We start from the raw sequence: 25187 nt of genomic DNA, 5'->3' as shown, positions 1-25187 counted from the left end.
GTGGTGCGTGGTGTGGCACAGCGGTGAGGGGGTGGGCGCCGGCGCGGGTCAGCCCGCGCCGGCGCCCCGGGGTCACTGCAGCGTCTCGGCGATGAGGCGGTCGGTCTCCGCGGCCGCCTCGGACACGTCGGCGCCCGCGGCCAGCTGCTGGAAGAAGTCCTCGAGCAGCCGGGCGGCCTCGACGTCGGCCCACTTCTCCGCGGGCGGCGTCAGCTTCGCCGCGACCGCGGCCTCGACCGCCGCCGTGGCGTAGACGTCGTCACCCATGGCGTCGGTGTACGTCGTGTTGCCGGGGATCAGGCCGTTCTCGGCGAGCATCGTCTGGTACTCCTCGGAGAAGACGATGCGCAGCAGGTTGCGGGCGAGCTCCGGGTGCTGGCTGTTGGCCGGCACCGCGATGTTCGACCCTCCCGCGAACACCGTCGCGACGCTGCCCTCCTCCAGGCCGGGCAGCGGGAAGACACCGGTCTTCTCCTCGTTGCACGCCTGCTGCTCCGCGCGCAGCGCGTTCGCCTCCTCCGACGTGTCGTCGGCGGCGACGCCCTGGTTGCACTCGGGCAGGTCGATGCTCCAGCGTGCCCACGTCGGGGCGGAGAACATGGCCGCCTCGCCGTTGTTGAAGGGCACCCAGGGCTCGTTGGAGTCGGCGTCGACGGGGGCGGACGTCGCCTCGGTGAACAGCCGCTGGACGACGGCCAGGCCCTCCTGCGCCTCGGGGCCCGACAGCCCGCCGACCCAGCTGCCGTCCTCCTGCACGGCGAGGTCGCCGCCGTACTCGTAGACCCAGGCGGTGCCGTTGTACCAGTCCTGCCCGGGCAGCCAGAGGCCGGAGAAGCTGCCGGTGCCGGCGGGGTTCGCCTCCTGCAGGGCGACGGCGGTGTCGGTGAACTCCTCCAGCGAGGTCGGCACCTCCACGCCGGCCTCGGCGAACATCTCCTTGTTGTAGAAGACGGCCCGCGCACCGGAGTAGTACGGCAGCGCGTAGACGGAGCCGTCCGCGGAGCCGGCCTCGACGAAGCCCTGCAGGAGGTCCTCGCCGCCGACCTCCTCGTACAGGTCGGTGAGGTCGGCGAAGGCGCCGGCGTAGGTGAAGGTCGGGGCCTGCGTGTTGCCGATCTCCACGACGTCCGGGGTCTGGTCGGTCGAGGTGAGCGCGGTCTGCAGGCGTGGCACGAGGCCGTTCCAGTCCTGCTCCTCGATGACGAGCGTCGAGCCCGGGTTCTGCTCGGCGAACGTCGCCGTCAGGTAGTCCCGCAGCTCCTGGGGCGTGTCGGCGCCGTTGAGCCACAGCCTGATCTCGGCCGGCTCGGGTGCGGCCACGCCCTCGGCGTCCTCGGCCGGCTCGGTGGCACCTGCGGGCGCCGCGTCCGTGACCTCCGCCTCGCCGGAGGAGTCGCCGCAGGCGGTGAGCGCCAGCAGCCCGACGAGCGCGAGGGCACCACTCCGTACTCTTCTCACGTTGGGTTCCTTCCTGGTGGGAGCGGTGCTGGCGGCACCGCCACTGTGTGGGGTCTCGACTGCGGTTCCGGCCGGCTCGGGGTCAGCTGACCCCGAGCTGGCCGGACAGGACCAGCACGGCGGCCCCGGCCAGGGCGCCGTCCTCGCCCAGGCTCGTCATCCGCAGCGCGAGCTGGCTGTGGATGACGGGCATGGTGCGTTCGCGGACGGCCTGCAGTGCTGCCTCCCGCAGCGGGCCGTCGAGGAGCTCCGGCGGTCCGCTGAGGACCACCTCGGAGAGGTCGAGCGCGCTCACGACGGGCGCCAGCACGATCCCGAGGCGCCGGCCGGCGGCGGTGAGCACCTCGGTGCGCGCCGCGTCGGGCAGCCCGCCGGTGCGGCGGCGCAGCGCCGGCACCGACAGGACGGTCTCGAGGCAGCCGGTGCGGCCGCACGCGCACGGCTCGGGTGTGCCGAGGGGACCCGGGCTCGCGGAGTCGCGCTCGTCGACCGCCGTGACGTGGCCGAGCTCCCCGGCCGCGCGGTGGTGGCCCCGCACGAGCGCGCCGTCGAGCACGATCCCGGCCCCCACGCCCTCGCCGACGGTGAGCACGAGCAGGCCGCCGCCACCCGCGCCGCCGTAGGTGAACTCGCCGAGGCACGCGGTGTTCGCGTCGTTGGCGACGTGGACCGGCACACCCAGCGCGCTGGTCAGCGTCTCGGCGAGAGGCACGTCGAACCAGTCCCGGTTGGGCGCCTGCAGGACGGTCCCCTGCTCGTCGACCACGCCGGGGGAGCCGACCCCGATCCCCAGCACGGGGACGGTCGTGGCCGCGAGCAGGTCGCGGCAGAAGCCCACGAGACGGTCGACGGCGGCCGCCCCGGTGCTGCCGTCGAGCGGGGCCGAGCGGCGCGCGAGCACGGCGCCCGCGAGGTCGAGGACCGCACCGTGCATGGCCGTGTCGTCGGCGAGGTCGATCGCGACGACGTGGAACGCCTCGGTCCGCAGGCCGACGAGGGTCGCGGGCTTGCCCACCCGGCCCTCGGGCCGGGCCCCGAGGTCGCCGACCAGGCCGTCGACCATGAGCTGCTGGACGAGGTCGGACACGGTGACCTTCGTCAGTCCGGTGGCGCGGGCGAGGTCGGCCCGCGAGAGGGGGCCGTCGTGGAAGAGGCGCTGCAGGACCATCGCCCGGTTGTGCGCCCGGGCGTGGACCGGCAGCGCCTTGGTCCGCGGCCTGAGCGTCGTCTGCACGTTGGTTAGGGAACCTGCCTTACTATTGCGTGTCAAGGGTGTCGTGCGGTCGAGTCCGTACCGTGACCTGCGCGACGCCCGGCCGGAGCCCCGTCAGGACGAGGACCCAGTGAGCGACACAGCGACCACCGCGCCCCCCGCGACTCCGCCGACCGTGCTGCGGGGCCGCGTCGTGCTGCCCACGCGCGTGGAGGCCGACGGCGTCGTCGTGGTCGACGGGACCCGCATCGCGTGGGTGGGGCCGGCCGCGGCCGCGCCCGTGCCGGCGCCCGCCCCGACCGACGACGTGCTGCTGCCCGGCCTGGTCGACCTGCACTGCCACGGCGGTGGCGGCGTCGGCTTCCCGGACGTGACGGACGCCGCCACGGCCCGGGAGGCCGTCGCCGAGCACCGCCGCCACGGCACGACCACGCTCGTCGCCTCGCTCGTCACCGCCCCCGCCGCGGTGCTGCTCGAGCGCGTCGGGGTGCTCGCGGGTCTCGCCGCGGCCGGCGAGGTCGCGGGCGTGCACCTCGAGGGGCCGTTCCTGTCGGCGGTGCGGTGCGGCGCGCAGGACCCCGCGCACCTGCTGCCGGGGGACCCGGAGCTCGTGCGGACGTGTGCGGAGGCCGCACGCGGGCACCTCGTCACCATGACGGTGGCACCGGAGGTCCCCGGGGTCGACGGCCCGGGCGGGGTCGTGGACGCGCTCGTCGACGTCGGTGCCGTGCCGTCCTTCGGCCACACCGACGCGAGCGCCGAGCAGACCGGCGTGGCGCTCGCCCGGGCCGGCGCGCGGCTGGCGGCCCGGCGTCCCGGCGCCCGCCCGACCGTCACGCACCTGTTCAACGGCATGCCGCCTATGCACCACCGCTCGCCCGGCCCGGTGGCGGCGTGCCTCGCGGCGGCCGCGCGCGGGGAGGTGGTCGTGGAGCTCGTCGCCGACGGGGTGCACCTCGACGCCGCCACCGTGCGGACCGTCCTCGACGTCGCCGCGCCGGACGCCGTCGCGCTCGTCACCGACGCGATGGCGGCCGCGGGCACGCCCGACGGCAGCTACGTCCTGGGCGGGCGCCGCGTGCGCGTGCGGGACGGCGTCGCGCGGCTCGCCGGTGACGACGACGCCGACGACGCCGACGACACCGACGACACCGACGACGCCGCCGACGCCGCCGACGACGCCCCGCCGGGGGCGCTGGCCGGCGGCACCGCGCACCTGCTCGACGTCGTGCGGCGGGTCGTGTCCTCCGGCGTGCCGCTCGAGCGCGCGGTCCGGGCCGCCGCCACCACACCCGCGGGCGTGCTCGGCCGCCACGACGTGGGCGCGCTGGAGGCGGGTCGGCGCGCGGACGTCGTCGTCACCGGGCCCGACCTGCGGGTGCGGCGCGTCCTGGTCGCCGGGGTGGTGGCGTGAGCCCGGCCCGACGGGAGCCCGGCCCCACGGCCGGGCTCGTGCCGCTGCCGGTCGACGTCGAGGCGGGCGAGGGGGCGCCGGTGCTCCTCGGACCGGGCACCGTGCTCGTCGTGCCGCCGTCCGCGCTCGGCGTGGCCGCCGCGGCGGCGCAGCGGCTCGCGCGCGTGCTCGGCGGGACGCCGCAGGTGGTCGGCTACGGGGTCGACCCGCCCTCCGCGGCCGACCCGGCGGGCGGCGACGCGGCGACCGCCCCGGCCGTCGTCACGCTCGCCCTGTCACCGCTCGACGGCGTCGGCGAGGCCGTCGAGCCGGACCTCGCCCGGGAGGGGTACGAGCTGCGCGTGGGTGGCGGCGAGGTCGGCGTCGTGGCGCCGGACCTGCCGGGTCTCGCCCACGCGCTCACGACGCTCGGTCAGCTCGCGGCCGCCGCGCCGGAGGCGACCGGGTCGCCGGGCCGCTTGGTCGCACCGGTGACGGTGCGCGACGCGCCGCGCTACCCCTGGCGGGGGCTCAGCGTGGACGTCGCCCGGCACCCGCTGCCGCTCGGGGACCTGCTGCGGCTGGTCGACCTGCTCGCCGACCTCCGGCTCAACGTGCTGCACCTGCACCTCACCGACGACCAGGGTTGGCGCCTGCACGTGCCGTCGCGGCCGCTGCTCACCGAGCGCTCCGGTGGTACCGCCGTCGGCGGCGACCCGGGCGGCTTCCTCACCGAGGCCGACTGGGACGCCCTCGTCGGCCACGCCGCCGCGCGCTGCGTCGAGGTGGTGCCCGAGGTCGACGTGCCCGGCCACGTCAACGCGGCGCTTCACGCCTACGGCGAGCTGACCCCCGACGGGGTGGCGCCCGAGGCGTACACCGGCATCGAGGTCGGGTTCAGCCGGCTGCACGCCGACGTGCCCGCCACGGAGCCGTTCCTGCGCGACGTGCTCGGCGACGTGGTCCGGATGACACCGGGCGAGCACGTCCACATCGGCGGTGACGAGGTCCTCACCATGGACCGGGACGAGTACGTGCGGCTCGTGCGCATGGCGGCCGACGCGGTCGAGCGGCACGGGCGGACGGTCGTGGCGTGGCAGGAGGCGGCGGCCGCCCCGCTGGCCCCCGGCACGCTGCTGCAGGTGTGGCACGAGGGCCACGACCTCGCCCCGGTCGTGGCCGCGGCACGGGCGGGCGCCCGCGTGGTCATGTCACCCGCGAGCCGGGCCTACCTCGACCTCAAGTACGACGCCTCGACGCCCATCGGGCTGGAGTGGGCCGGCCACGTGCCGTTCCGGCAGAGCTACGAGTGGGACCCCGACCGCCTCGTGGACGGCCTCGACCCCGACTCGGTGGCCGGCGTCGAGGCCGCGGTGTGGTCGGAGACCACGCGCGACCTCGACGACGTCACCTACCTGCTCCTGCCTCGGCTCGCGGCCGTCGCGGAGGTCGCGTGGTCCCCCCAGGCCCACCGCGGGTGGGACGGCTTCGCGGCACGGACCGCGGTGCTGGCCTGCGCCTGGGACCGCGACGGCCTGCGCTGGCACCCTGCCGCGGGCGGGGCCTGGTGAGGACCCGGGTCAGCTCCCGCGGCAGGCGTCGCCCGGCGACGGGACGACGTCCTTGAGACCCGCCCTGGCGAACATGCCGTAGCTCTGGGTCCCGTGGTAGCGGTCGGTTCCGCCGGGGCTCTGGTTGCCCCGGACGGCGAGCGCGTCGTCGTCGAAGCCCTCCGGGTTGCCCTCGACGGAGTCGACGGTGTCCAGGCCGGAGAACACGCACTCCGACGCGGCCTTCCCCGGTGCGGGGATGTCCCGACCCTGTCCGTTGACCTCCCCCGCGTGGGCGGCCCCGGCTCCGGACAGGACCAACCCCGCAGCTACCGCACACGTGACGACGAGACGCTTCATGACCCGACTTCCTTCCAGGTGGACGTGCTGGGAGGGCTCGCCGCACCGTCACCCCGATGGGGTCTGCGGGCGACGATCACGTCGGAGGCAGGGGCGCCGGTGAGCCGTGGCAGGAGGATCCTTCGCCTGGCCCCCGGGCTGGTCAAGATGCCAAACCGGACAGCTTCGGCGGGCGCCGCGACCTCACGTCGCCGCGCCCGCCGGCAGGTCAGTCGTCGGAGCGGTCGTCGTCGCGGTCGTCGGAGTCGTCGTCGGAGCCCCGGCCGGAGCGGTCGTCGTCGCGGTCGCCCCGGTCGTCGTCCCGGTCGTCCCGGTCGTCCCGGTCGTCGTCGCGGTCGTCGTCGCGGTCGTCCCGGTCGTCGTCGCGGTCGTCGTCGCGGTCGTCGTCCCGGGTCGCGGTCGCGGTCGCCGTGCCGGTGGGGGCGGACGGCGTGCGCGTGGCGCTCGACTCCGAGCGGATGTCGACGACGGCGCCGGTCACGTCGACGAGCACCCGGTGCTCGCGGCCGTCCGCGTCCCGGACCTCGACCTCCCACGCGGCCCCGGCGTCGTCCTCGTCGTCGACCTCGAGGACGCGCGCGCCGCTGCCGATGGCCTCCAGCGCCGCCTCCTCGACGCGCTCCCGGCTCGCGACGCTGCCCGTGCCGCGCTCCCACGGCGCCGGCCCGCCGGCGACCTCGCGGAAGGCGAGCCCGTCGATGCGGTAGACGTCGAGCTCGTCGCCGTCGTCGTCGAGCCGGCCGGCCACGACGACCTGGGAGCCGACGAGGCCGTCGAGCTCGGCGAGCAGCGTGCCGATCGTGCCGTCGCGGTCGTAGTCGGCGGGGGCGGTGGCGGTCCGGCGCCAGCTGTCGGGGCCGAGCTCGAGCTCCACGCCGCCGACCTCGTACTCGTCGCGGTCGTCGCCCTGCCGGGCGAGCACGCCGCTCAGCTCGTCCAGGCCCGCGACGGCCTGCGGCGTCGACCGGGTGGTGGGCGAGGCGGTCGCGCCGCCGGTGGGGCCGGCGGTGGCGGCGGCGAGCTCCGCGTCGACGTCGACGGAGCCGACGGACACGGGCTCGACGACGTCGTCGGTCGAGGTGGGCGAGGTCACGGCGCTGGCGACGGCCACCCCACCGACGGTGGTGGCGGCGAGCGCGGCGATGACGGCGACGGTACGCATGAGGTCCTCCAGTGTGGTCGGGTCCCGGCCGGTCTGCCGGTCGGACACCGAGAGGGTCGCCACGCAGGATGAGGCGTTCGTGAGCCGTTCCTGACGGCGCTGTCAGGTTCGGCCCCTCCCGCCCCGTCGAGCAGCCGCGGGGCGCCGCCGCGGGGGAGCATGTGCCCGTGACGCTTCTCGTGGTGGAGGACGAGCCGGGGATCACCGCCTTCGTCCAGCAGGGGCTCGAGGCGGCCGGGTACCCCGTCGCGACCGCGACGGACGGCTGGACCGGGCTCGAGCTCGCCCAGCGCGAGGACGTGCGCCTCGTCGTCCTCGACCTCGGGCTGCCGGGCCTGACGGGCGACAAGGTGCTCGAGCGGATCCGGCAGCTGCGCCCCGACCTGCCCGTGATCCTCCTCACCGCCCGGGACTCCGTCGCGGACCGGGTCGCCGGGCTCGAGGCGGGCGCCGACGACTACGTCGTCAAGCCGTTCAGCTTCAGCGAGCTGCTGGCCCGGGTGCGGGCCCGGCTGCGGCAGCCGACCCAGACGACGTCGACCGTCCTCGTGGCGGGCGACCTCGAGCTCGACGTCCTCGCCCGGCGGGCGCGCACCGGTGGGCGTGAGGTGGAGCTGTCGACGCGCGAGTTCGCGCTGCTGGAGGTCCTCATGCGCAACCCCGGGCACGTGCTGTCACGCCCGCAGCTGCTCGACCGGGTGTGGGGCTACGACTTCGACGGCGCGTCGAACGTCGTCGAGGTCTACGTCGGTCACCTGCGGCGCAAGCTCGGCGCGGACCGCATCGAGACGGTGCGCGGGGCCGGCTACCGGCTGGAGGCGTAGTGAGCCTGCGGGTCCGGCTCACCGTCACGGCGCTGGTCGTCATGGCCCTCACCCTGCTCGCCGTCGCGGTGGTCACGTGGCGGCTCGTGGCGGTCGCGGAGCGCGCCGACGTCGACACCGAACTGCGGCAGGAGCTCGCGCAGGTGGGGGCGCGGCTCCCGGAGGACATCTCCGGCGCGGTCGGTGCCGACGGCAGCGCGTCGGCCGCGGAGCTGCAGCTCGCCGCGCGTCGCTACCTGGCGACGTCGCCGGGAGGTGGCGCGCACCTGCTCGTGCTCGACCTCGGCGGGTCGCCGTTCGCGGCGGCGGACGGCCCACCGGACCTGCTCGCGCTGCGCGACGCGGGCGAGGTGCCGGTGGGGGAGCCCGGCCGCATCGTGACCGTCGGCACGTCGCAGGGCGACGTCCGGGTGCTGAGCGCCCCGCTGCGCACCGCCGACGGGGTGACGGTCGGGACGGCGACGGTCCTCGGCAGCCTCGCCGACGCCCGCGCGAGGACGGCGTCGGTGCTGTGGCGGACCGCGCTCGCCGGCGGGGCCGGGCTGCTGCTCGGCGGGCTCGTGCTGCTCGTCGCGGTGCGCCGGGAGCTCGTGCCGCTGCGCGACCTCGCGGTCGCGGCCGGCGAGGTGGGCGGGACGCCCGCGGGTCCCGCGGGCACCGGTGCCCCCGCCCGGCGGGTGCCGCAGCCGGAGCGTCTCGACGAGGTGGGTGTCGTCGCGCAGGAGTTCAACGCGATGGTCGACCGGCTCGACCGCAGCGCCGAGGAGCGCCGCCAGCTGCTGTCCGCGGTGTCGCACGAGATGCGGACCCCGCTGACCGTGGCTCGCGGGCACCTCGAGGCGTTCGAGACCACCGGCGGCGACGACGCGGCCGCCGCGCGCGGCACGGCGCTCGTCGTGCGGCGCGAGCTCGACCGGCTGGCCCGGGTGCTCGCCGACCTCACGGCGCTGACGGCCGGGGAGGCCCGCAGCGTCCGGCAGGAGCCGGTGTTCGTGCCCGACGTGCTCGACGCGCTGCGCGAGCGCCTCGCCGGGCTCGGGCTCGACGGCGTCGACGTGGGCGACGCCCCGCCGGTCGTGCTGAGCGGCGACGAGGACCGGCTCGCGCAGTGCCTGCTCAACCTCGTCGTCAACGCGCGGACCCACACGCCGCCCGAGACGCCCGTGCGGGTTCGCGCCTCGGCCGGCGACGGCGTGGTCCGGCTCGTCGTGGAGGACGACGGGCCGGGCATCGACCCCGAGGTGCGGGACCGCGTCTTCGAGCCGTTCGTCACCACCCGCCCCGGCGGCGGCTCGCGCACGTCCGGCCTCGGGCTCGCGGTCGTCCGCTCGCTCGTGGAGGCGCAGGGCGGGACGGCGGAGCTCGACGACGTCGCCGACGGGACGCGCGTGGTGCTCACGCTCGTGGCGGACGACGGAACCGGCGTCGACGAGGACGGTCCCGACGACGGGTGACGTCGAGCGGGCCCGCCTGTCACCCGAGCCGCACGCCGACTGCGCCTGCCTGACCGCAGGGCGAAAGAAGGTGGCCAGAGGCGGGGTCGAACCGCCGACCTTCCGATTTTCAGTCGGACGCTCTACCAACTGAGCTATCTGGCCGTGCGCCGGCGCTGCGGCGCGGGGCAACGATAGCGCAGCGTGCTCGTCCTGCCGGACGGCGCCCGAGCGCTTCCGGTGACCGCCTGACCACTTCCGGCAACCCCTGGCCGACTATTGTCAGCGGCCTGCGAAAGTCCTAGTGTCGCGCCAGGCCGGTCACCGTCGACCGACCTCGCAGCCGATGCCCCGGACGCGCCGCAGCAGCCTCTCTCCCGACACTGGAGTCGACCCCATGGCCGCACGTCGTGAACCTGCTCCGCCCACCCACGCCAGCACCCTCGTCGACCGCTTCCGGCTGAGCCGCCGGAGCCTCCTGGCCGCGGGGACCGGCCTGGCCGCCGGCTTCGCCGCCGCCGGTCTGGGCGGCCCGGCCGCCGCGGCCCCGCCCGGCGGCAGCCCCGCCAACGGCGTCCTCGTCCCGGCGCCCAAGCGCGGCATCATCCTCTACACCGTCCGCGACGCGATCAGCCGCGACCCGCTGTCGACCGATGCGCCGTCCGGCTTCCGCGAGGTCCTCGAGCACCTGTCGGACCTCGGGTACCGGCAGATCGAGCTCGCGGGCTTCCGTCAGCACGCGAACTCCGAGGGCGGCAGCAACCTCGACAGCCTCGAGGGCGCCGCGCTGCTGCGCAGCTGGCTGGACGACAACGGGCTCGTCGCCGAGGGCAACCACGGCAGCGTCCCCAACGCCATCACGCCGGAGGCGATGGCCGCCTTCGACGAGGACTGCCAGATCGCCTCGGTCCTCGGCCTGGGGCACATCGGCACGGGCAACGACCCGACCCGCAACCGGCAGAAGCCGGCGTGGGACGCGGCCGCCGAGGTGTGGAACCACTACGGCGAGCACGCGATGACGCAGTACGGCCTCAAGCTCTACACGCACAACCACGACCAGGCGTACAACTTCCTGCTCGACGAGGCCCCCGATGCGACCGGCGCGTACACCGCCTCCAGCGGCCTGCGGCAGCTCGAGTACTTCCTGTCGATCACCGACCCGCGCTACGTGTGGCTCGAGATGGACATCTACTGGGCGCACGTCGCGCAGTACAAGTACCCGACGTACACGGCGGCCGACGGCAGCACGGTCACGCGCCCCTTCGACCCCGCGGGTCTCGTCGCGCAGCACACGCAGCGCTACCCGCTCTTCCACGCGAAGGACGGCGCGAGCATGCCGGGCACCACCAACGGCTACTCGATGGTCCCCTTCGGCACCGGCGACATCGACTACTCGGAGTTCTTCCGCCGCGTGGGCGCCAAGGGCTACCACAACCCGATGTACGAGCAGGACAACGCGGCCCAGATCGGGGACGGCTCGCTGGCGAACGCCGCCATCTCGATCGAGAACATGGCGGCGCTCCGGGGCTGACGGTCCCGGCCCCCTCGCTCGTCCCCGGAGCCCCCGGACCGCCTGGTCCGGGGGCTCCGGCGCGTCGTCCCTTCCGTCGCTTTTGTCAGGCTTTAGTGCAAAGATGGGTAAACCACCGCACTAAGCGGTGGTGGGCGTGGCTCGAGGACGAGCGCGCCCCGACCGAACCCACCGGGAGCCTTCGATGAAGAAGCCACTCGCCCTGGTCGCCGCCGTCCTGGCGGCGCCCGTGTTCCTCGCCGCCGTCGCGCCGGCGCAGGCCCGGCCCCCCGCCCCCGACGACCTGGAGTACACCCTCGACGCCGAGGTCCTCGACGGTGGGCAGCAGGTCGTCTCGCTGACCATCGACGCCCGGGGCCTCGGCCTCGACCCGCGGAGCCTGTCCGAGGACACCTTCGAGGTCCGGGCGACCGCGACGAACCCGTTCCCCGCGCTCGACGGTCAGGTGGGCGGCACCTACACCGACGTCGAGCGCACCGTCACCGACGTCCGTCGCGCCCCGGGCGGTCGCATCGTCGTCGACCTCGAGGACGGCTACGGCGTCCCCGGGGCCGGGACCCTCGGCTACGCCTTCCGCGTCGGCCGCAACGTCGAGCTCGACCTCGACTACTCCGTCACGCAGGTCGAGCCGCTCACCGTCCGCGGCCGGTCGACCTACCTCGACCTCGAGCAGGGCGACCTCGTCGACCCGGAGGTCGACGCCTTCACCGCCGGGGAGGCGAACGGGCTCGCCTACCGGCTGTTCACCCCGCGGCAGGGCGGCGAGCGGCCGCTGGTCCTGTGGCTGCACGGTGGCGGCGAGGGCGGCTGGGACGGCTCGTACGACAACGACCTCGTGCTGCAGGCCAACCGCGGCGCCCTCGGCTTCGCGACGCCCGAGGCGCAGGCCATCTTCGGCGGCGCGTACGTCCTGGCCCCGCAGGCGCCCACCCGCTGGCTCGACGACCCGCAGCTCGGCTACTCCGAGCAGCTGAAGGGCATGCTCGACGAGTTCGTCGCCACGCACCGGGTCGACACCGACCGCATCTACGTGGTCGGCGCGTCGAACGGCGGCTACATGGCGGCGGAGCTCACCGCGGACTACCCCGACCTCTTCGCCGCGAGCGTGCCGATCGCCGCGGTCCGGCTGCTCGGGCAGGAGGTCGTGCTCACCGACGCCGAGCTCGAGGCGATGGGCGGGACCCCGACGTGGGTCGTCCACGCCGAGAACGACACGACGGTGCCGTTCGGCCCCAACGGGCAGTACATCGCCGAGCACGTCCCCGGCGCGCTGCTCAGCGCCTACCCCGACGTGACCTACGACGGGGTCACGTACCCCGGCCACTGGTCCTGGATCTACGTCGGTCGCAACGACCCGACGACGGCGGACGGCACGCGCATCTGGCAGTGGCTGGCGGCGCAGTCCCTCGACGACTGACCGACTCCGCGGCGACGACACGACGGAGCCCCCGGACCGTACGGTCCGGGGGCTCCTGTGTCGGGGCGGTGCGGTCAGCCGGCGGGGCCGGCCGACGGGCGCGTCAGTACGAGTAGCAGGTGAGGAACTCGAAGCTGTCGCGGGCGAACTCCGCGTCGGCCGGGGCGCCGTCGCGCTCGACGACGTAGTACTTCACCGAGCCCTGAGCGGCCTCCAGGATCGGGCCCCAGTCGAGGTCACCCTCGCCGACGTCGCTCGGGATGCCCCGCGCGTCGCCGTTGAGGTCGCCGTCCTTGATGTGGAGCAGCTCGATGCGCTTGCCGTACTCCTCCAGCAGCGCGACGACGTCGGCGCCGGCGTCCGCGGCCCAGAACACGTCGAGCTGGAAGGTCACGTACCGCGGGTCGGTGTTCTGCACCAGCGCCTCCCACGCGGTCATCTCCTCGCCCGTCTCCGGGTCGGTGACGATGGTGGTGAACTCCCACTGGTGGTTGTGGCCGAAGATCTTGCCGGTGCCGTTCTTGACGGACATCTCGCCGTACTCGTTCATGGCCTCGGCGGTCGCGATGACGTCGGCCCACGTGCTGCTGCCGTCGCGGGCGATGCCCGGGCCGGCCCAGCCGCCGGAGCCGACGTACTTCTGGCCGACCTCCTTGGCGAAGTCGAGGTTGCCCTCGATGCCGGTCGCGGAGACGCTGCCGTGGGAGCTCGGCTGCTTGAGCTTGTACTCCTTGAGCAGGGCCTCCCACTCCTCGGCGTCGCGGCCCTGGTAGGACCCGCCGAACGGCTCCACGTTGCGGTAGCCGATCTCGGCGAGCTCGGCGAGCAGCGCCTCGGCGCCGATCTGGCTGCCCCAGCCGGCGTAGCTGAACAGCTGGATCGAGATCTTGCTGGCGGGGACGCTGCGACCGGCGCACTCGGCGGCGGCGTTGGCCTTGTCGCTCTTCGGGGCGGCGCCCGCGGGAGCGGCGCCGGCGAACAGTCCGGCGGCGGCGATGGCCATGGCGGCGGCGCCGGCGACGGCGCGGCGGGGGGTGCGGTTCATGGGGTCGTCCTCCTTGACGTGTCGGGGCCGGTCGGCCCCGGACTCGGGGGTCGTTCTCGGACAGGTGGTGCGGGTCGTTCCGGTGGTGCTACCCGGCGGGGGCGCTCACACGCCCCCGCCGGGTGGTGCGGGTCAGCCGAGGGAGTCGATGACCGCCTCGGCGTCGCGGTCGAGCAGCTCGTCGTCGGTGGCGGCGACGAGCCGCTCGAGCGCCTTGACGGCCTGGTCGGCGCGACCGCCGTCGAGGTGGCGGACGGCCTGGGCGACGAACGCCCGGGCCTGGGCCAGCTCACGGCCCTGCAGCTCGCCGGCCGCCGCGAGGCGGTCGACGTGGGCCTGCAGGTCCGCGGCCGAGGTCGAGACCGTGAACGTCGCCGTCCACGTGGTCGACAGCCCGGACTCGTCGGTGACCGTGACCACGACCTCGTGCGAGCCGAGGTCGAGGGTCCACAGCTCGAGGCCGTCGAGGTCGACGGCCTCGCCGTCGACGGTCGCCTCGACCGAGGCGACCCCGGAGGTGGCGTCCGTTGCCTCGACGGTGATGTCGAGCACCTCGGAGCTGCCGAGCTCGTCGCCGTCGGCCAGGCCGGCGACGGTGAGCTCGGGAGCCACCGTGTCGATGTTCACCGCGATGGTGCCGACCTCGGAGACGTTGCCGCCGGTGTCGGTGGCGCGGTAGCGGACCTCGTGGGCCCCGTCGCCGCTGACGGTGAAGGCGGAGATGGCGCCGCTGCGGTTGTTGCGGACGTTCGTCCACGCCCCGCCGTCGAGGGAGTACTCCACGCTGGCCAGCGCACCGTCGTCGCTCGCGGCGAGCTGGACGCGGACGTCACCCCGGTACCAGCCGTTGTCGCCGGTGGGCTCGGCCGGGGTCACGGTGTACGTGGCCTCAGGCGCGGTGACGTCGGTGATGCCGTCGCCGAGGAACGTGAAGGTGTCGACCTCCACGCCGCCGGTGCTCGTGACGTGCAGCACGCCGGTGCCCTCGGGCAGGGCGGTGATGTCGGCGGCCACGGTGCTCCAGCCGGTGGAGTCGACGGTCACGGTGCCGAAGGGCTCCGCGGCCGGGTCGTCCCAGCGCAGCTGCAGCTCGCCGCGGCCGCTGGCCCGGACGTCGAGCCCGGTGATCCCGAAGAAGTTCACGGGGTCCCAGCTGAGGCGGTCGCCCGCGTCGAACGACGTCACCTTGGCCAGCGCGCCCGCGGTCTCGTCGTCCACGACCTCGACCCCGACGAGGGAGTCGGCGTGCTCGGCCTCCTGGACGAACGGGTTGAGGACGAGCGACACCACGCCCTGCGCGGGTGCGATGTCGCCGTTGCCGGAGTCGGTGTACGTCGCGACGACGACGGCGAAGAGCTTCTCCGTCACACCGTGCTCGGGAGCGTCCGCCGGGGTGACCCAGGCGCCGGAGCAGCCCGAGCCGAGGAGCTCCGGGTGGGCGTGGGTGTCGTGGCCGAGGCCGAGGGTCCAGCGCACGCGGCTGCACACCGTCGCGTCGCCGTCCTCCGGGTCGGACGTCGTGAACCGGTACGGCACCGCGTCACCCCAGTTGAAGAAACCGCCGTCGAGCGGGAGCTCGGCGGTGAGGGTCGGCGCGACGTTGCCGACCGTGACGAGACGGGAGGTGATGCCCGTCTTGCCCTCCGGGTCGGTGACCCGCAGGCGCACGGTGTACGCGGCCAGCTCGGTGTACGTGTGCTCGACCGTGGCGCCGGTGGCGTCGAAGGTGCCGTCACCGTCGAAGTCCCACTCGTAGGTGAGCGCGCCGCCCTCGGGGTCGCTGGAGCCGGTGCCGTCGAAGTTGACGGTCAGCGGCGCCTCGCTGGCGGAGATGGGGTCGGCGGAGATGACCGCGGTCGGCGACTTGTTGCCGGCGGCGTAGTCGACGCGGTAGAGGCCGGCCTCCGGGTTCTGCCGGAAGAAGCCGTTGCCGTAGTCGAGGATGTACAGCGACCCGTCGGGCCCGAACTCGATGTCGATCGGGCTGTCGGTGATCGGCTGCAGGTTGTCGCGCAGCGCGGCGTTGGGCAGGAAGTTCTCGATGTGCGTCACCGGCCCGTCGAGGTCCGGGATCGTGAAGGCCGCGAGGTAGTCCTGGCTGAACTCGGCGAAGAACGCCTTGCCGTCCCAGTACTCCGGCATCTTCGTGGTCGACGGGTTGTCGGCGTCGTAGCGGTAGACCGGGCCGCCCATCGGGCCCTGGCCACCGGGGCCGAAGGCCGTCAGCTCGGGCCACGGCTGGTCGTCGTCGTCGTCGCCGTACCACAGCTGCGGGGCCGTGGCCGGGGGCAGGACGTCGAGACCGGTGTTCCACGTGCTGTTGTTCTCGGCGCCGGCCTCGCAGTCGAAGAACTCACCCGGCGTCGCGGTCGCGAAGTCCCACTCGTTGTAGTTCGCGTTGGGACCGTGGCAGTACGGCCAGCCGCCGTTGATCGGCTGCGTCGTGCTCTGCCACTCCACGTAGCCCATCGGCCCGCGCTGCGGGTCGGGCGTGCCGGAGTCCGGGCCGTAGTCGCCCCACACGACGGCGCCCGTCACGGGGTCGACGTCCATGCGGAACGGGTTGCGCAGACCCATGACGAACAGCTCGGGCCGGGTGCCCTCGGTGCCGGGCTCGAAGAGGTTGCCCTCGGGGATCGTGTAGGACCCGTCGTCCTGCACGGTGATGCGGAGCACGGCGCCCCGCAGGTCGTTCGTGCTGCCGGCGCCCCGGCGGGCGTCGAAGCCGGGGTTGTAGCCCGGGGCGTTGTTGTTGGGCGCGAAGCCGTTGGCGCCGGGGGTGCCGGCCGGCGTGTTGTCTCCCGTGGAGAGGTACAGGTTGCCCTCGGCGTCGAAGGCGACGTCACCGGCGACGTGGCAGCACTGGCCGCGCTGCACCTCGACCTGGATGATCTTCTGCTCGGTCGACAGGTCGAGCGCGCCGGCCTCGGCGTCCCACTTGAAACGCGACAGCTGGTTGTAGCCGAGCCACTGGTCCCAGTACGACAGGTCCGCGCCGGCGGGCAGCGTGTTCGGCGCCGAGCCGCTCGGGGTGGTGGTCGGGTAGCGGTCGCCCTCCATGACGCGCGGGGCGTAGTACAGGTAGACCCACTGGTTCGTCTCGAAGTCGGGGTCGAGGGTGACTGTCTGCAGACCGTCCTCGGAGTTCGCGTAGACGTCGATGGTGTTGACGACGCGCGTCACCCCGGTGCCGGGGTCGGTGTGGCGGAGCACGCCGTTGCGGGCGGTGTGGAGCACCGTCCGGTCCGGCATGACGGCCATGTCGACCGGCTCGCCGGTCTCCTTGGTCAGGGTGATCTTCTCGTAGTTGGACCAGTCGAGCGCTGCCTCGGCGCCCGGCTCGGCGCTGTGGTCCACGCCGTCGTGGGCGAGTGCCGTGCCGGTCGGCATCGTCACCGCCAGGAGGCCCGCGACGCCGAGCGCCGCCAGACCCCGCTTCCTAGTGTTCACCGTGCATGTCCTCTCCGTCGGGGATGTGCCGGGCCCCCGGCGCCACGCCCGCCGGAGCATCAGCGGGGTGCCTCGTGGCGCCGGGGGTCTCGCGGTCAGGTCCTGGACGGCCCGGTGGCGGCGGTGCCAGCGCCGGTCCGGATGAGCGGAGGTCCCAGTCGGGTCGTCCTCGACCTGCGGCGAACCTACGACCTCTTTTGGTTACGGTCAAGCAAAAGATGGACACGGGCGGATGCCCTTCGTGGGACCGTTCTCACGGAACAATTCGGGCACGTCCCGTGTTCGGGCGATCGGCTCAGCCCGTCGGTGGCGCTCGGCGCACACGCTGTGCGCCTGTGGTCGGGTGCGGCGCGCGTCGGTGGTGCTCGGCGCACCCGCTGTGCGCCTGTGGTCGACGACGGTCGACCGCGTGGCCCGGGCCCCCGGGACGACGAACGCCCGCCGGCGGCTGCCGACGGGCGTCGAGGTGGGACGTGGAGCTGTGCGACCCCGACGGGACTTGAACCCGCGACCTCCGCCGTGACAGGGCGGCGCGCTAACCAACTGCGCTACGGGGCCTGGTTGTGGCCAACCCGGCCTGTGGTGCTGTGCCCCCAACGGGATTCGAACCCGTGCTACCGCCTTGAAAGGGCGGCGTCCTAGGCCGCTAGACGATAGGGGCGCGGGACGTCCCGTGTGGAGCGTGTGAAGCATATGGGCACAACCGCCCGGGCTCCAAACCGGCTGCGCGACGACCCCCGTCCGGGGGAAGAGCCGCGGTCCCGGCGGGGTTGGCGACGGCATGACGCAGCAGGCGGGACCGCAGGGCACGAGGACGTCCGTCGGGGTGACGGGTGCCACCGGCAGGGTCGGCGGCAGGGTGGCCCGGGCGCTGGTGGCCGCGGGTCACGACGTGCGCCTGCTCGTGCGCGACGCGTCCCGCGCACCACGGCTCGACGGCCCCGGCTCGGTCGACGTGGCCGTGTGCGAGTACCGCGACGGCGAGGCGTCGCGCCGGGCGCTGGACGGGCTGTCCGTCGTGCTCATGGTCAGCGGGGCGGAGTCGGAGGACCGGGTCGACGAGCACCGCGGCTTCGTCGACGCCGCCGCCGACGCCGGCGTCGGGCACCTCGTCTACACGTCGTTCGCGGGCGCCTCGCCGGAGTCCGTCTTCACCCTCGGTCGCGACCACTGGGCGACCGAGGAGCACGTGCGCGCCTCCGGGGTGGCGCACCACACGTTCCTCCGCGACAACCTCTACGCCGACTTCATGCCGCTGCTGGCCGGCGAGGACGGCGTCATCCGCGGCCCTGGCGGCGACGGGCGGCTCGCAGGGGTGGCGGTGGCCGACGTCGCCGACGTCGCGACCGCCGTGCTCCGCGACCCGGCCGCGCACCGGGACGCGACGTACGTGCTGACCGGCCCCGAGGCGTTCACGCTCGCCGAGGCGGCCGCGACGGTGTCGCGCGTCACCGGCCGCGACGTCCGCTACGAGGCGGAGACCCTCGAGCAGGCCTACGCCTCGCGCGCGTCGTACGGCGCGCCCGACTGGCAGGTCGAGGCGTGGGTGTCGACCTACACGGCCATCGCCGCGGGCGAGATGGCCGAGGTCACGGACCACGTCGAGCGGGTGACCGGCCGCCCGGCGCGCTCGCTCGACGAGGTGCTGCGGGAGCAGGCCTGACCGACGGGCCCCCCTGGGTCCGCGTGGGTCCGCCCGCCGGGGGCCGGCGTCAGGCCCAGCCCAGCTCGTGCAGACGGTCGTCGTCGATGCCGAAGTGGTGGGCGATCTCGTGCACGACCGTGACGAGCACCTCCTCGACGACCTCGTCGGGGGAGTCGCACATGGCGAGGAGCGGCTGCCGGTACACGAAGATCCGGTCCGGCAGCACGCCCGCGTACCAGCTGTCGCGCTCGGTGAGGGGGGTCCCCTCGTACAGCCCCAGCAGGTCCTGCGGCTCGTGGGGCGGCGGGTGCTCCTCCACGAGCACGACGACGTTGTCCATGAGCCGCGCGAGCTCGGCGGGCACCTCGTCGAGCGCCTCGGACACGGCCTGCTCGAACTCCTCGACGGTCATGTCGACGCTCACGCCGGTCGCCCCCCGGACGACCTGCGCCAGGGGGCCGGGCGTCCCTCGAGCCACCACTGCAGCCGCCGCGTCACCCACGGCAGCACGAGGTACGTCATCACCGGCACGAGGGCGACGGTGAGGACGAGGACGCGCAGCGCGAGCGGCCAGGAGCCGAGGAGCGGGTTGAGCAGCGCCTGCGCGAGCAGGTTGACGGGGAAGAACGCGAGCCAGATGACGCACGCCTGCTTCCAGCGCGGCGGCGCGACCGGCGAGGCGGGGGTCACCTCACGAGCGCGTGGCTCGTCGAACCAGCCCTCGATGCCGGTCCGGCGCTCGACCTGCTCCTCCTGCACCAGGCCGAGGGCGGACGCGAGCCACCACTGCCGCTCCCCGGAGGACTCCCAGCGGCCCAGGCACTCGGGGTCGGCGAAGCGGTAGAGCATGTGCCACACGTCGCCGTCGCCGGCCGGGCGGACGTGGCCCGCGCCGAGGAAGCCGGGGAACTGCGAGGCGAGCCGCTGGCCCGCCTGCACCCACGCGCCCATCTCGGCCTGCCGGCCGGGCAGGGCCCGCCGCGTGACGGTGACCGTGACGGACTCCTGCCCCGGCTCGCGGAGCCGGTCGGCCGGGGCCATCAGTAGCCGACCCGGCCCTCGTGCGCGGCCCACGCCCGGAACGGCGCGACGGCGTCGGTGAGCGGGGCCCGTGCGACCGGCGGCACCCACTGCTCGCGCGGACGGTCGAGCTGGTCGTAGAAGGCGAGGTCGTCGAAGCCGGCCGCCGCGGCGTCGTGCCGGGTGGCGGCGAACCACACCGCGTCGACCCGGGCCCACATGGCCGCGGTCAGGCACATGGGGCACGGCTCGCAGCTGGCGAGCAGCACGCACCCGGAGAGCTCGTGCGTGCCGAGCGCCGCCCCGGCTGCGCGCAGCGCCACGACCTCGGCGTGGGCGGTCGGGTCGTGCGACGCCGTCACGCGGTTGGTGCCCTCGGCCACGGTCGTCCACCCGTCGTCGACCGACCGCACGACCAGGGCCCCGAAGGGCCCGCCGTCGTCGGAGACGCTGTCGACGGCGAGGGCGACGGCACGGTCGAGCAGCGTGTGGAGCTGGGGGTCGGGCCCGGTCATGACGACGAGCGTAGGGAGGGGGCGTGCGGACGGTGCCCGCACGCCCCCTCCCCGGAGGGGTCCCCGTCGCTCAGCGGCAGTCGACCGGGGTGGCCGCGACCAGCTCGAAGCGCGCGCGCTCGTCGAGCAGGAGCGGGATGACGGTCTTGGCGGGCTGGGCCATGCTGACCGTCCAGCCGTCGGTGCCGTCGGTCACGGCGATGTCGTGCAGCGCGAGGGTGTCCGCCAGGTCGGCGTGCTGCTCGTCGGTGAGGACGTACGCGCACGGTGCCTCGACGACCTGCGTGGGCTCGGTGTTGTCCGCGCCGTCGAAGTACACGACGGCGTTGCCGGACAGCCCCTCGGCCACCGCCCGGCGCTCGGCGGCCCGGGTCTGGGCGACGAGCAGCGAGCCGTCGCGGGCGAGCATGTCGAGGGTGCCCTCGATGCCGAGCACCTGGGTGTCGACCCGTCGCAGGTTGTTGGCGACCGGGCCGACCCCGTCGAAGTCGTTGACGAGGGACTCCACGAGGAGGCCCGCCGTGTGGCGCAGGCCGGTCGCGTTGCGGAGGATGCGCTCGTCCTGGTCGCCCGCGACCTGCCGGACCGGCTCACCTGTCTCCGGGTCGTAGTAGATGCCGTACTCGCCCGTGGTGTAGCCGCCCTCGACGACCGCGACGTCGACGTAGTCGAGCACGAGGCTGCGGGCGAGGCCGTACACCTTGTCGTCGACGTTGAGGTTGCGCGGCCACAGGTGGATGAAGTCGCGGTTGTAGAAGGTCCGGTTCCCGCCGTACTCGTGCGCGTCGTGGAGGATCTCCGGGTCGAGGTCGCGGGTGAGCTCGGCGACGGCCCGCGCCTCCGCGCTCTCCAGGGCGATGTGGTCGCGGTTGATGTCGATGCCCTCGCTGTTGGCGCGGGTGTTGGCCGCGCGGCCGTCGGGGTTGACGGTCGGCACGAACAGGACGGTGCTGCGCTCGAGCATGCGCAGGTCGGCCGGGTCGTCGGAGAAGGCGAGGTCGCGCAGGCCCTGCAGGCAGCCCTCGCGGGCCGCGGGCTCGTTGCCGTGCTGCAGGCAGAGCACGAGGGCGCTGGCGCCGGAGGCGATCTCCTCCACCGACCGCTCCTCGCCGTCGGTCACCGTGACGAGGGTGAGGGGGCGGCCCTGCGCGGTCGTGGCGACCTGCTCCAGGCGCACGCGCTCGCTGCGGGCGGCGACCTCCTCGAGGAAGGCGTACTCCTCCTCCAGCGTCGTCCACGTGGCGCCGCCGCTGGCCTCGAAGCCGGTGAGCGGCAGGTCCTCGGCGACGGCGTCCGACGTCGAGGACCCGGCGCCGAGGCCGGGCGCGCGCTCCAGGGCGCGCTGCGGCGCCTGGTCCAGCGCCTGCTCGGCGGCGCTCGCGGCGCGGTCGGTGGCGCGGTCGAGGTCGTCGACGTCGAGGGGGTCGGCGGCGGTCGCGGGGGAGCCGGTGGCGGCGACGAGGCCGAGGGTCAGGGCGAGGCCGAGGCCTGCGGTGGCGGCGCGTGCGCGTCTCATGGCGCTCCTTCGGGAGGGGGATGACCTGACCCAGCCAAGTCGCGTCACAGCGAGGAGTCAAGACTTACCGGGCGGTAAGTATCGCGAGGGGGTATACCCAAAGGGGGTATGGGTGTGTATCCTGGACCGCGGCCGGAAGGAGCCCTTGATGAGCGTCGAGCAGACCACCCCCCGCACCGGGTCCACCGAGACCCACGAGCCGCCCGCGTACGTGCAGACCGGGGACAAGGTGAAGGTGCTCAACCGGCTGCGCCGCATCGAGGGCCAGGTCCGGGGGCTGCAGCGCATGGTCGAGCAGGACTCGTACTGCATCGACGTGCTCACCCAGGTCTCCGCGACCAGCGCCGCCCTGCGCGGCGTCGCCCTGGAGCTGCTCGACGAGCACCTGCACCACTGCGTGCGGCACGCCGTCGAGGACGGCAGCAGCGCCGAGGCGAGGCTCGCCGAGGCCTCCGCGGCCGTGGCGCGCCTCGTGCGCTCCTGACCGAGCCCGCCCGACCGCGCCCCGGACCCGGCGCGCGCACCCGACACCCCTGCAGGACCGAGAAGGAGACCCCCATGGCCGAGAGCACCACCACCCTCCAGGTCGCCGGCATGACGTGCGCCCACTGCGTCGGGGCCGTCACCGAGGAGCTGTCCAAGGTGCCCGGCGTCGTCGACGTCCGCGTCGACCTCGTGGAGGGCGGCACGAGCCCCGTGCAGGTCACGCACTCCGAACCCCTCGACGACTCCGCCGTCGCCTCCGCGGTCGACGAGGCGGGGTACGAGCTGGTGCGCTGATGAGCGCCCCCACCGCCCCCACCGCCCCCACCGCGCCCTCCGCCGCCGGGCCCGCGACCACCACCCCCGCGGCCGACCCCGTCGTCCTCGAGATCACGGGCATGACGTGCGCGTCGTGCGCCATGCGGATCGAGAAGAAGCTCAACCGCATGCCCGGCGTCGAGGCGAGCGTCAACTACGCGACCGAGAAGGCGACGGTCGTCCTCCCCGAGGGCACCGACGTCGCCGAGGCCATCGCGACGGTCGAGCGGACCGGCTACGGCGCGGCCGTGCCCGCGCCGCCCCCGAGCGCGACCGGCGACCCGGGTGACCCGGCGGCCGGTGGCGCCGCGCCGGACGACCCGCACGTGGCCGCGGTCCGGCAGCGGGCCCTCGTCAGCACCGCGCTCGCGCTGCCGACGCTGCTGCTGTCGATGGTCCCCGCCCTGCAGTTCGACCACTGGCAGTGGCTCGTCCTCACCCTGGCCGCGCCGGTCGTCGTGTGGGGGGCGTGGCCGTTCCACCGCGCCGCGGCCGTCAACGCCCGGCACGGGGCCGCGACCATGGACACCCTGGTCAGCATCGGCGTGCTCGCCGCCTTCGGGCAGTCGCTGTACGCGCTGTTCCTCGGCACGGCCGGCATGCCCGGCATGACGATGGAGCTGCGCCTCGTCGGCGAGCCCGGCGCCGGCACGCACGAGATCTACCTCGAGGTCGCCGCCGTCGTGACGGCGGCCGTCCTCGTCGGGCGCTGGCTGGAGGCGCGGGCCCGGTCGCGGTCCGGGGCCGCGCTGCGCGCGCTCATGGACCTCGGCGCGAAGGACGTCGCCGTCCTGCCCGACGGTCCCGGCACCACGCGCGAGGAGCGCCGGCCCGTCGAGCGGCTGGCGGTCGGCGACCACTTCGTCGTCCGCCCCGGCGAGACCGTCGCGACCGACGGCGTCGTCGTGACCGGCGAGAGCGCGGTCGACGAGTCGATGCTCACCGGCGAGCCGGTGCCCGTCGAGGTCTCCGCGGGGGCCGCCGTCACCGGCGCGACCGTCAACACCTCCGGCCGCCTCGTCGTCCGGGCCGCGCGCGTCGGGTCCGACACCCGCCTGTCGCAGATGGCGCGCCTCGTCGAGGCCGCGCAGTCGGGCAAGGCGGAGGTGCAGCGCCTCGCCGACCGCGTGTCCGGCGTGTTCGTGCCGGTCGTGCTCAGCGTCGCCGTCCTCACCCTGCTCGGCTGGTGGCTGCTCGCCGGGGAGCCGGCGATCGGCTTCACCGCCGCCGTCGCCGTGCTCGTCATCGCGTGCCCGTGCGCGCTCGGCCTCGCCACCCCGACCGCGCTGCTCGTCGGCACGGGCCGCGGCGCCCAGCTCGGGGTCCTCATCAAGGGCCCGGAGGTGCTGGAGTCCACCCGCCGCGTCGACACCGTCGTGCTCGACAAGACCGGCACGCTCACGAGCGGGCGGATGCGCCTGGTCGACGTGCTGCCCGCCGCCGGCGAGGACCGCGGGACCGTGCTGCGGCTCGCCGGTGCCCTGGAGAACGGCAGCGAGCACCCCATCGCCCGGGCCGTCGTGCAGGGCGCGGGCGGTGCCGACGTGCTGCCGGGCGTCGAGGGGTTCGCCTCCCGCCAGGGGCTCGGGGTCGCCGGGACGGTCGAGGGCCGGGCCGTCGCCGTCGGGCGGCCGCGCTGGCTCGCCGAGGAGTGGTCGCAGCACCTGGGCGACGACCTCCAGGCGGGGGCGCGCGCCGAGGCCGACGCCGGGCGGACCGTCGTGACCGTCGGCTGGGACGGCCGTGTCCGCGGCCTGCTCGTGGTCGCCGACACCGTCACCGCCACCGCCCGGGAGGCCGTCGACGGCCTGCGCGCGCTGGGCCTCGAGCCGCACCTGCTGACCGGCGACGGCCGTGCCGCGGCCCTCGCCGTGGCCGAGGAGGTCGGCATCGACCCCGCCCACGTCCGGGCGGAGGTCATGCCCGAGGACAAGCTCGCCGAGGTACGCCGGCTCCAGGGCGAGGGCCGGGTCGTCGCCATGGTCGGCGACGGCGTCAACGACGCGGCGGCGCTCGCCGCGGCCGACCTCGGCATCGCGGTCGGCGGCGGGACGGACGTCGCGATCGAGGCGAGCGACCTCACCCTCGTCCGTGAGGACCTGCGCGCGGCCGTCGACGCCGTCCGGCTGTCCCGCGCGACCCTGCGGACCATCAAGGGCAACCTGTTCTGGGCGTTCGCGTACAACACGGCCGGCATCCCGCTCGCGGTGGCGGGTCTGCTCAACCCGCTCCTCGCGGGCGTCGCGATGGCCGCGAGCAGCGTGTTCGTCGTGACGAACTCGCTGCGGCTGCGGCGCTTCCGCAGCGCCACCGGCGCCTGACCCGGCGTGCGCCCGCATTCCTGTCGACCTACGTGACGTACGTCGACAGGAATGTCGACCTACGTGGCGTACGTCGACAGGAATGTCGACCTACGTGACGTACGTCGACAGGAATGTCGACCTGTGGGGCGTACGTCGACAGGAATGTCGACCTACGTGACGTACGTCGACAGGAATGTCGACCTGTGGGGCGTACGTCGACAGGAATGTCGACCTACGTGACGTACGTCGACAGGAATGTCGACCTGTGGGGCGTACGTCGACAGGAATGTCGACCTACGTGACGTACGTCGACAGGAATGTCGACCTGTGGGGCGTACGTCGACAGGAATGTCGACACACGTGACGTACGTCGACAGGAACGCAGACGTGCGCGGGCACCTGGCGGGCGCGGGTTCGGCGGACGGGTCGGGGCGGCGTAGGGTGGCAGGCACGACAGGGGAGCGCCGTCGGGCGCTGAGAGTGCGGGACACCGCAGACCCTCGAACCTGATCCGGTTAGCACCGGCGAAGGGAGTCGAGCCTCGACCCGTC

Annotated in this window: 20 protein-coding genes, 3 tRNA genes and 1 riboswitch; of the genes, 10 read left to right on the top strand and 13 right to left on the bottom strand. The window is 74.5% G+C overall.

Annotated elements, in window-relative coordinates; translation table 11 throughout:
- Window positions 1-72: 72 nt before the first annotated feature.
- A complete protein-coding gene (locus WAA21_RS07940; RefSeq protein ID WP_336922241.1) occupies window positions 73-1458 on the bottom strand; it encodes an extracellular solute-binding protein in 1386 nt (461 codons plus the stop codon).
- 82 nt (window positions 1459-1540) lie between these two features.
- Window positions 1541-2692, bottom strand: a complete 1152-nt coding sequence (locus tag WAA21_RS07935) for an ROK family transcriptional regulator (protein ID WP_336922240.1) — start codon at window positions 2690-2692, stop codon at window positions 1541-1543.
- A gap of 109 nt (window positions 2693-2801) precedes the next feature.
- Here WAA21_RS07935 and WAA21_RS07930 point away from each other — a divergent pair, with 109 nt between their 5' ends.
- Both WAA21_RS07930 and WAA21_RS07925 read left to right on the top strand, forming a co-directional pair.
- The gene (locus WAA21_RS07930) at window positions 2802-4085 is read left to right on the top strand and encodes an N-acetylglucosamine-6-phosphate deacetylase (protein WP_336922239.1); all 1284 of its coding nucleotides are present in this window, start codon (window positions 2802-2804) and stop codon (window positions 4083-4085) included.
- A complete protein-coding gene (locus tag WAA21_RS07925; protein WP_336922238.1) occupies window positions 4082-5635 on the top strand; it encodes a family 20 glycosylhydrolase in 1554 nt (517 codons plus the stop codon). Before WAA21_RS07930 ends, WAA21_RS07925 begins: the two co-directional genes overlap by 4 nt.
- Before the next feature lie 9 nt (window positions 5636-5644).
- Here WAA21_RS07925 and WAA21_RS07920 read toward each other — a convergent pair whose 3' ends face one another.
- Complete coding sequence (locus WAA21_RS07920) at window positions 5645-5974, bottom strand: hypothetical protein (protein ID WP_336922237.1); 330 nt, start codon at window positions 5972-5974, stop codon at window positions 5645-5647.
- A gap of 208 nt (window positions 5975-6182) precedes the next feature.
- Window positions 6183-7136: a PepSY domain-containing protein gene (locus tag WAA21_RS07915; protein WP_336922236.1), complete on the bottom strand. Its 954-nt coding sequence runs from the start codon at window positions 7134-7136 to the stop codon at window positions 6183-6185.
- A 167-nt stretch (window positions 7137-7303) separates the two neighbouring features.
- Between WAA21_RS07915 and WAA21_RS07910 the strand changes: the two genes are divergently transcribed.
- Window positions 7304-7960, top strand: coding sequence for a response regulator transcription factor (locus WAA21_RS07910; RefSeq protein ID WP_336922235.1), 657 nt, complete (start codon window positions 7304-7306; stop codon window positions 7958-7960).
- Window positions 7960-9414: a sensor histidine kinase gene (locus tag WAA21_RS07905; RefSeq protein ID WP_336922234.1), complete on the top strand. Its 1455-nt coding sequence runs from the start codon at window positions 7960-7962 to the stop codon at window positions 9412-9414. The genes WAA21_RS07910 and WAA21_RS07905 overlap by 1 nt, the downstream gene beginning before the upstream one ends.
- A gap of 71 nt (window positions 9415-9485) precedes the next feature.
- On the opposite strand, the gene WAA21_RS07900 is transcribed toward WAA21_RS07905, so the two are convergent.
- A tRNA-Phe gene (locus WAA21_RS07900) sits at window positions 9486-9558 on the bottom strand.
- A 232-nt stretch (window positions 9559-9790) separates the two neighbouring features.
- Here WAA21_RS07900 and WAA21_RS07895 point away from each other — a divergent pair.
- Together WAA21_RS07895 and WAA21_RS07890 are read left to right on the top strand one after the other, a co-directional pair.
- Entirely contained in the window at window positions 9791-10924 is a 1134-nt protein-coding gene (locus WAA21_RS07895) for a sugar phosphate isomerase/epimerase family protein (protein WP_336922233.1), read from the top strand.
- Between the two features lie 184 nt (window positions 10925-11108).
- Complete coding sequence (locus WAA21_RS07890; RefSeq protein WP_336922232.1) at window positions 11109-12341, top strand: prolyl oligopeptidase family serine peptidase; 1233 nt, start codon at window positions 11109-11111, stop codon at window positions 12339-12341.
- Between the two features lie 103 nt (window positions 12342-12444).
- On the opposite strand, the gene WAA21_RS07885 is transcribed toward WAA21_RS07890, so the two are convergent.
- The 4 genes from WAA21_RS07885 to WAA21_RS07870 form a co-directional block, all read right to left on the bottom strand.
- Window positions 12445-13386, bottom strand: coding sequence for a sugar phosphate isomerase/epimerase family protein (locus tag WAA21_RS07885; RefSeq protein ID WP_336922231.1), 942 nt, complete (start codon window positions 13384-13386; stop codon window positions 12445-12447).
- A gap of 132 nt (window positions 13387-13518) precedes the next feature.
- Window positions 13519-16836 carry a PQQ-dependent sugar dehydrogenase gene (locus WAA21_RS07880; RefSeq protein ID WP_336922230.1) on the bottom strand — a complete coding sequence of 1106 codons (3318 nt, stop codon included), beginning with the start codon at window positions 16834-16836 and terminating at the stop codon, window positions 13519-13521.
- A 484-nt stretch (window positions 16837-17320) separates the two neighbouring features.
- Window positions 17321-17394: transfer RNA gene (locus tag WAA21_RS07875), tRNA-Asp, on the bottom strand.
- A gap of 30 nt (window positions 17395-17424) precedes the next feature.
- Window positions 17425-17497 (bottom strand) — tRNA-Glu (locus WAA21_RS07870).
- A gap of 120 nt (window positions 17498-17617) precedes the next feature.
- On the opposite strand from WAA21_RS07870, the gene WAA21_RS07865 reads away from it, so the two are divergent.
- Window positions 17618-18499 (top strand): SDR family oxidoreductase, encoded by an 882-nt coding sequence (locus tag WAA21_RS07865; protein ID WP_336922229.1) that lies wholly within the window; start codon window positions 17618-17620, stop codon window positions 18497-18499.
- A 49-nt stretch (window positions 18500-18548) separates the two neighbouring features.
- Here the strand turns inward: WAA21_RS07865 and WAA21_RS07860 are convergent, their stop codons facing one another.
- From WAA21_RS07860 to WAA21_RS07845, 4 genes are all read right to left on the bottom strand, one after another.
- Complete coding sequence (locus WAA21_RS07860) at window positions 18549-18893, bottom strand: metallopeptidase family protein (RefSeq protein ID WP_336922293.1); 345 nt, start codon at window positions 18891-18893, stop codon at window positions 18549-18551.
- Window positions 18894-18901: 8 nt separating this feature from the next.
- Window positions 18902-19522, bottom strand: a complete 621-nt coding sequence (locus WAA21_RS07855; protein WP_336922228.1) for an antibiotic biosynthesis monooxygenase — start codon at window positions 19520-19522, stop codon at window positions 18902-18904.
- Entirely contained in the window at window positions 19522-20016 is a 495-nt protein-coding gene (locus WAA21_RS07850; RefSeq protein ID WP_336922227.1) for a nucleoside deaminase, read from the bottom strand. The genes WAA21_RS07855 and WAA21_RS07850 overlap by 1 nt, the downstream gene beginning before the upstream one ends.
- 70 nt (window positions 20017-20086) lie before the next feature.
- Window positions 20087-21532 (bottom strand): M14 family zinc carboxypeptidase, encoded by a 1446-nt coding sequence (locus WAA21_RS07845; RefSeq protein WP_336922226.1) that lies wholly within the window; start codon window positions 21530-21532, stop codon window positions 20087-20089.
- Window positions 21533-21680: 148 nt separating this feature from the next.
- Between WAA21_RS07845 and WAA21_RS07840 the strand changes: the two genes are divergently transcribed.
- The 3 genes from WAA21_RS07840 (at window position 21681) to WAA21_RS07830 (ending at window position 24654) form a co-directional block, all read left to right on the top strand.
- Window positions 21681-22016 (top strand): metal-sensitive transcriptional regulator, encoded by a 336-nt coding sequence (locus WAA21_RS07840; RefSeq protein WP_336922225.1) that lies wholly within the window; start codon window positions 21681-21683, stop codon window positions 22014-22016.
- Window positions 22017-22090: 74 nt separating this feature from the next.
- A complete protein-coding gene (locus WAA21_RS07835; protein WP_336922224.1) occupies window positions 22091-22312 on the top strand; it encodes a heavy-metal-associated domain-containing protein in 222 nt (73 codons plus the stop codon).
- Window positions 22312-24654: a heavy metal translocating P-type ATPase gene (locus tag WAA21_RS07830; protein WP_336922223.1), complete on the top strand. Its 2343-nt coding sequence runs from the start codon at window positions 22312-22314 to the stop codon at window positions 24652-24654. Before WAA21_RS07835 ends, WAA21_RS07830 begins: the two co-directional genes overlap by 1 nt.
- 427 nt (window positions 24655-25081) lie before the next feature.
- Window positions 25082-25186: riboswitch (TPP riboswitch) on the top strand.
- The last annotated feature ends 1 nt before the right edge of the window (window position 25187 follow it).

Source organism: Aquipuribacter sp. SD81 (assembly GCF_037153975.1).
GTDB lineage: Bacteria > Actinomycetota > Actinomycetes > Actinomycetales > JBBAYJ01 > Aquipuribacter.
The sequence above is the reverse complement of the archived record's forward strand: the minus strand, read 5'-3'. Positions and strand labels throughout refer to the sequence as shown.

What these genes read in the sequence shown, in the direction of transcription:
- WAA21_RS07865 (WP_336922229.1), top strand. Translation starts at nt 17,618, where the DNA reads ATGACGCAGCAGGCGGGACCGCAGGGCACGAGGACGTCCGTCGGGGTG.
- WAA21_RS07830 (WP_336922223.1), top strand. Translation starts at nt 22,312, where the DNA reads ATGAGCGCCCCCACCGCCCCCACCGCCCCCACCGCGCCCTCCGCCGCC.
- WAA21_RS07840 (WP_336922225.1), top strand. Translation starts at nt 21,681, where the DNA reads ATGAGCGTCGAGCAGACCACCCCCCGCACCGGGTCCACCGAGACCCAC.
- WAA21_RS07835 (WP_336922224.1), top strand. Translation starts at nt 22,091, where the DNA reads ATGGCCGAGAGCACCACCACCCTCCAGGTCGCCGGCATGACGTGCGCC.
- WAA21_RS07890 (WP_336922232.1), top strand. Translation starts at nt 11,109, where the DNA reads ATGAAGAAGCCACTCGCCCTGGTCGCCGCCGTCCTGGCGGCGCCCGTG.
- WAA21_RS07915 (WP_336922236.1), bottom strand. Translation starts at nt 7,136, where the DNA reads ATGCGTACCGTCGCCGTCATCGCCGCGCTCGCCGCCACCACCGTCGGT.
- WAA21_RS07845 (WP_336922226.1), bottom strand. Translation starts at nt 21,532, where the DNA reads ATGAGACGCGCACGCGCCGCCACCGCAGGCCTCGGCCTCGCCCTGACC.
- WAA21_RS07895 (WP_336922233.1), top strand. Translation starts at nt 9,791, where the DNA reads ATGGCCGCACGTCGTGAACCTGCTCCGCCCACCCACGCCAGCACCCTC.
- WAA21_RS07850 (WP_336922227.1), bottom strand. Translation starts at nt 20,016, where the DNA reads ATGACCGGGCCCGACCCCCAGCTCCACACGCTGCTCGACCGTGCCGTC.
- WAA21_RS07855 (WP_336922228.1), bottom strand. Translation starts at nt 19,522, where the DNA reads ATGGCCCCGGCCGACCGGCTCCGCGAGCCGGGGCAGGAGTCCGTCACG.
- WAA21_RS07860 (WP_336922293.1), bottom strand. Translation starts at nt 18,893, where the DNA reads ATGACCGTCGAGGAGTTCGAGCAGGCCGTGTCCGAGGCGCTCGACGAG.
- WAA21_RS07885 (WP_336922231.1), bottom strand. Translation starts at nt 13,386, where the DNA reads ATGAACCGCACCCCCCGCCGCGCCGTCGCCGGCGCCGCCGCCATGGCC.
- WAA21_RS07920 (WP_336922237.1), bottom strand. Translation starts at nt 5,974, where the DNA reads ATGAAGCGTCTCGTCGTCACGTGTGCGGTAGCTGCGGGGTTGGTCCTG.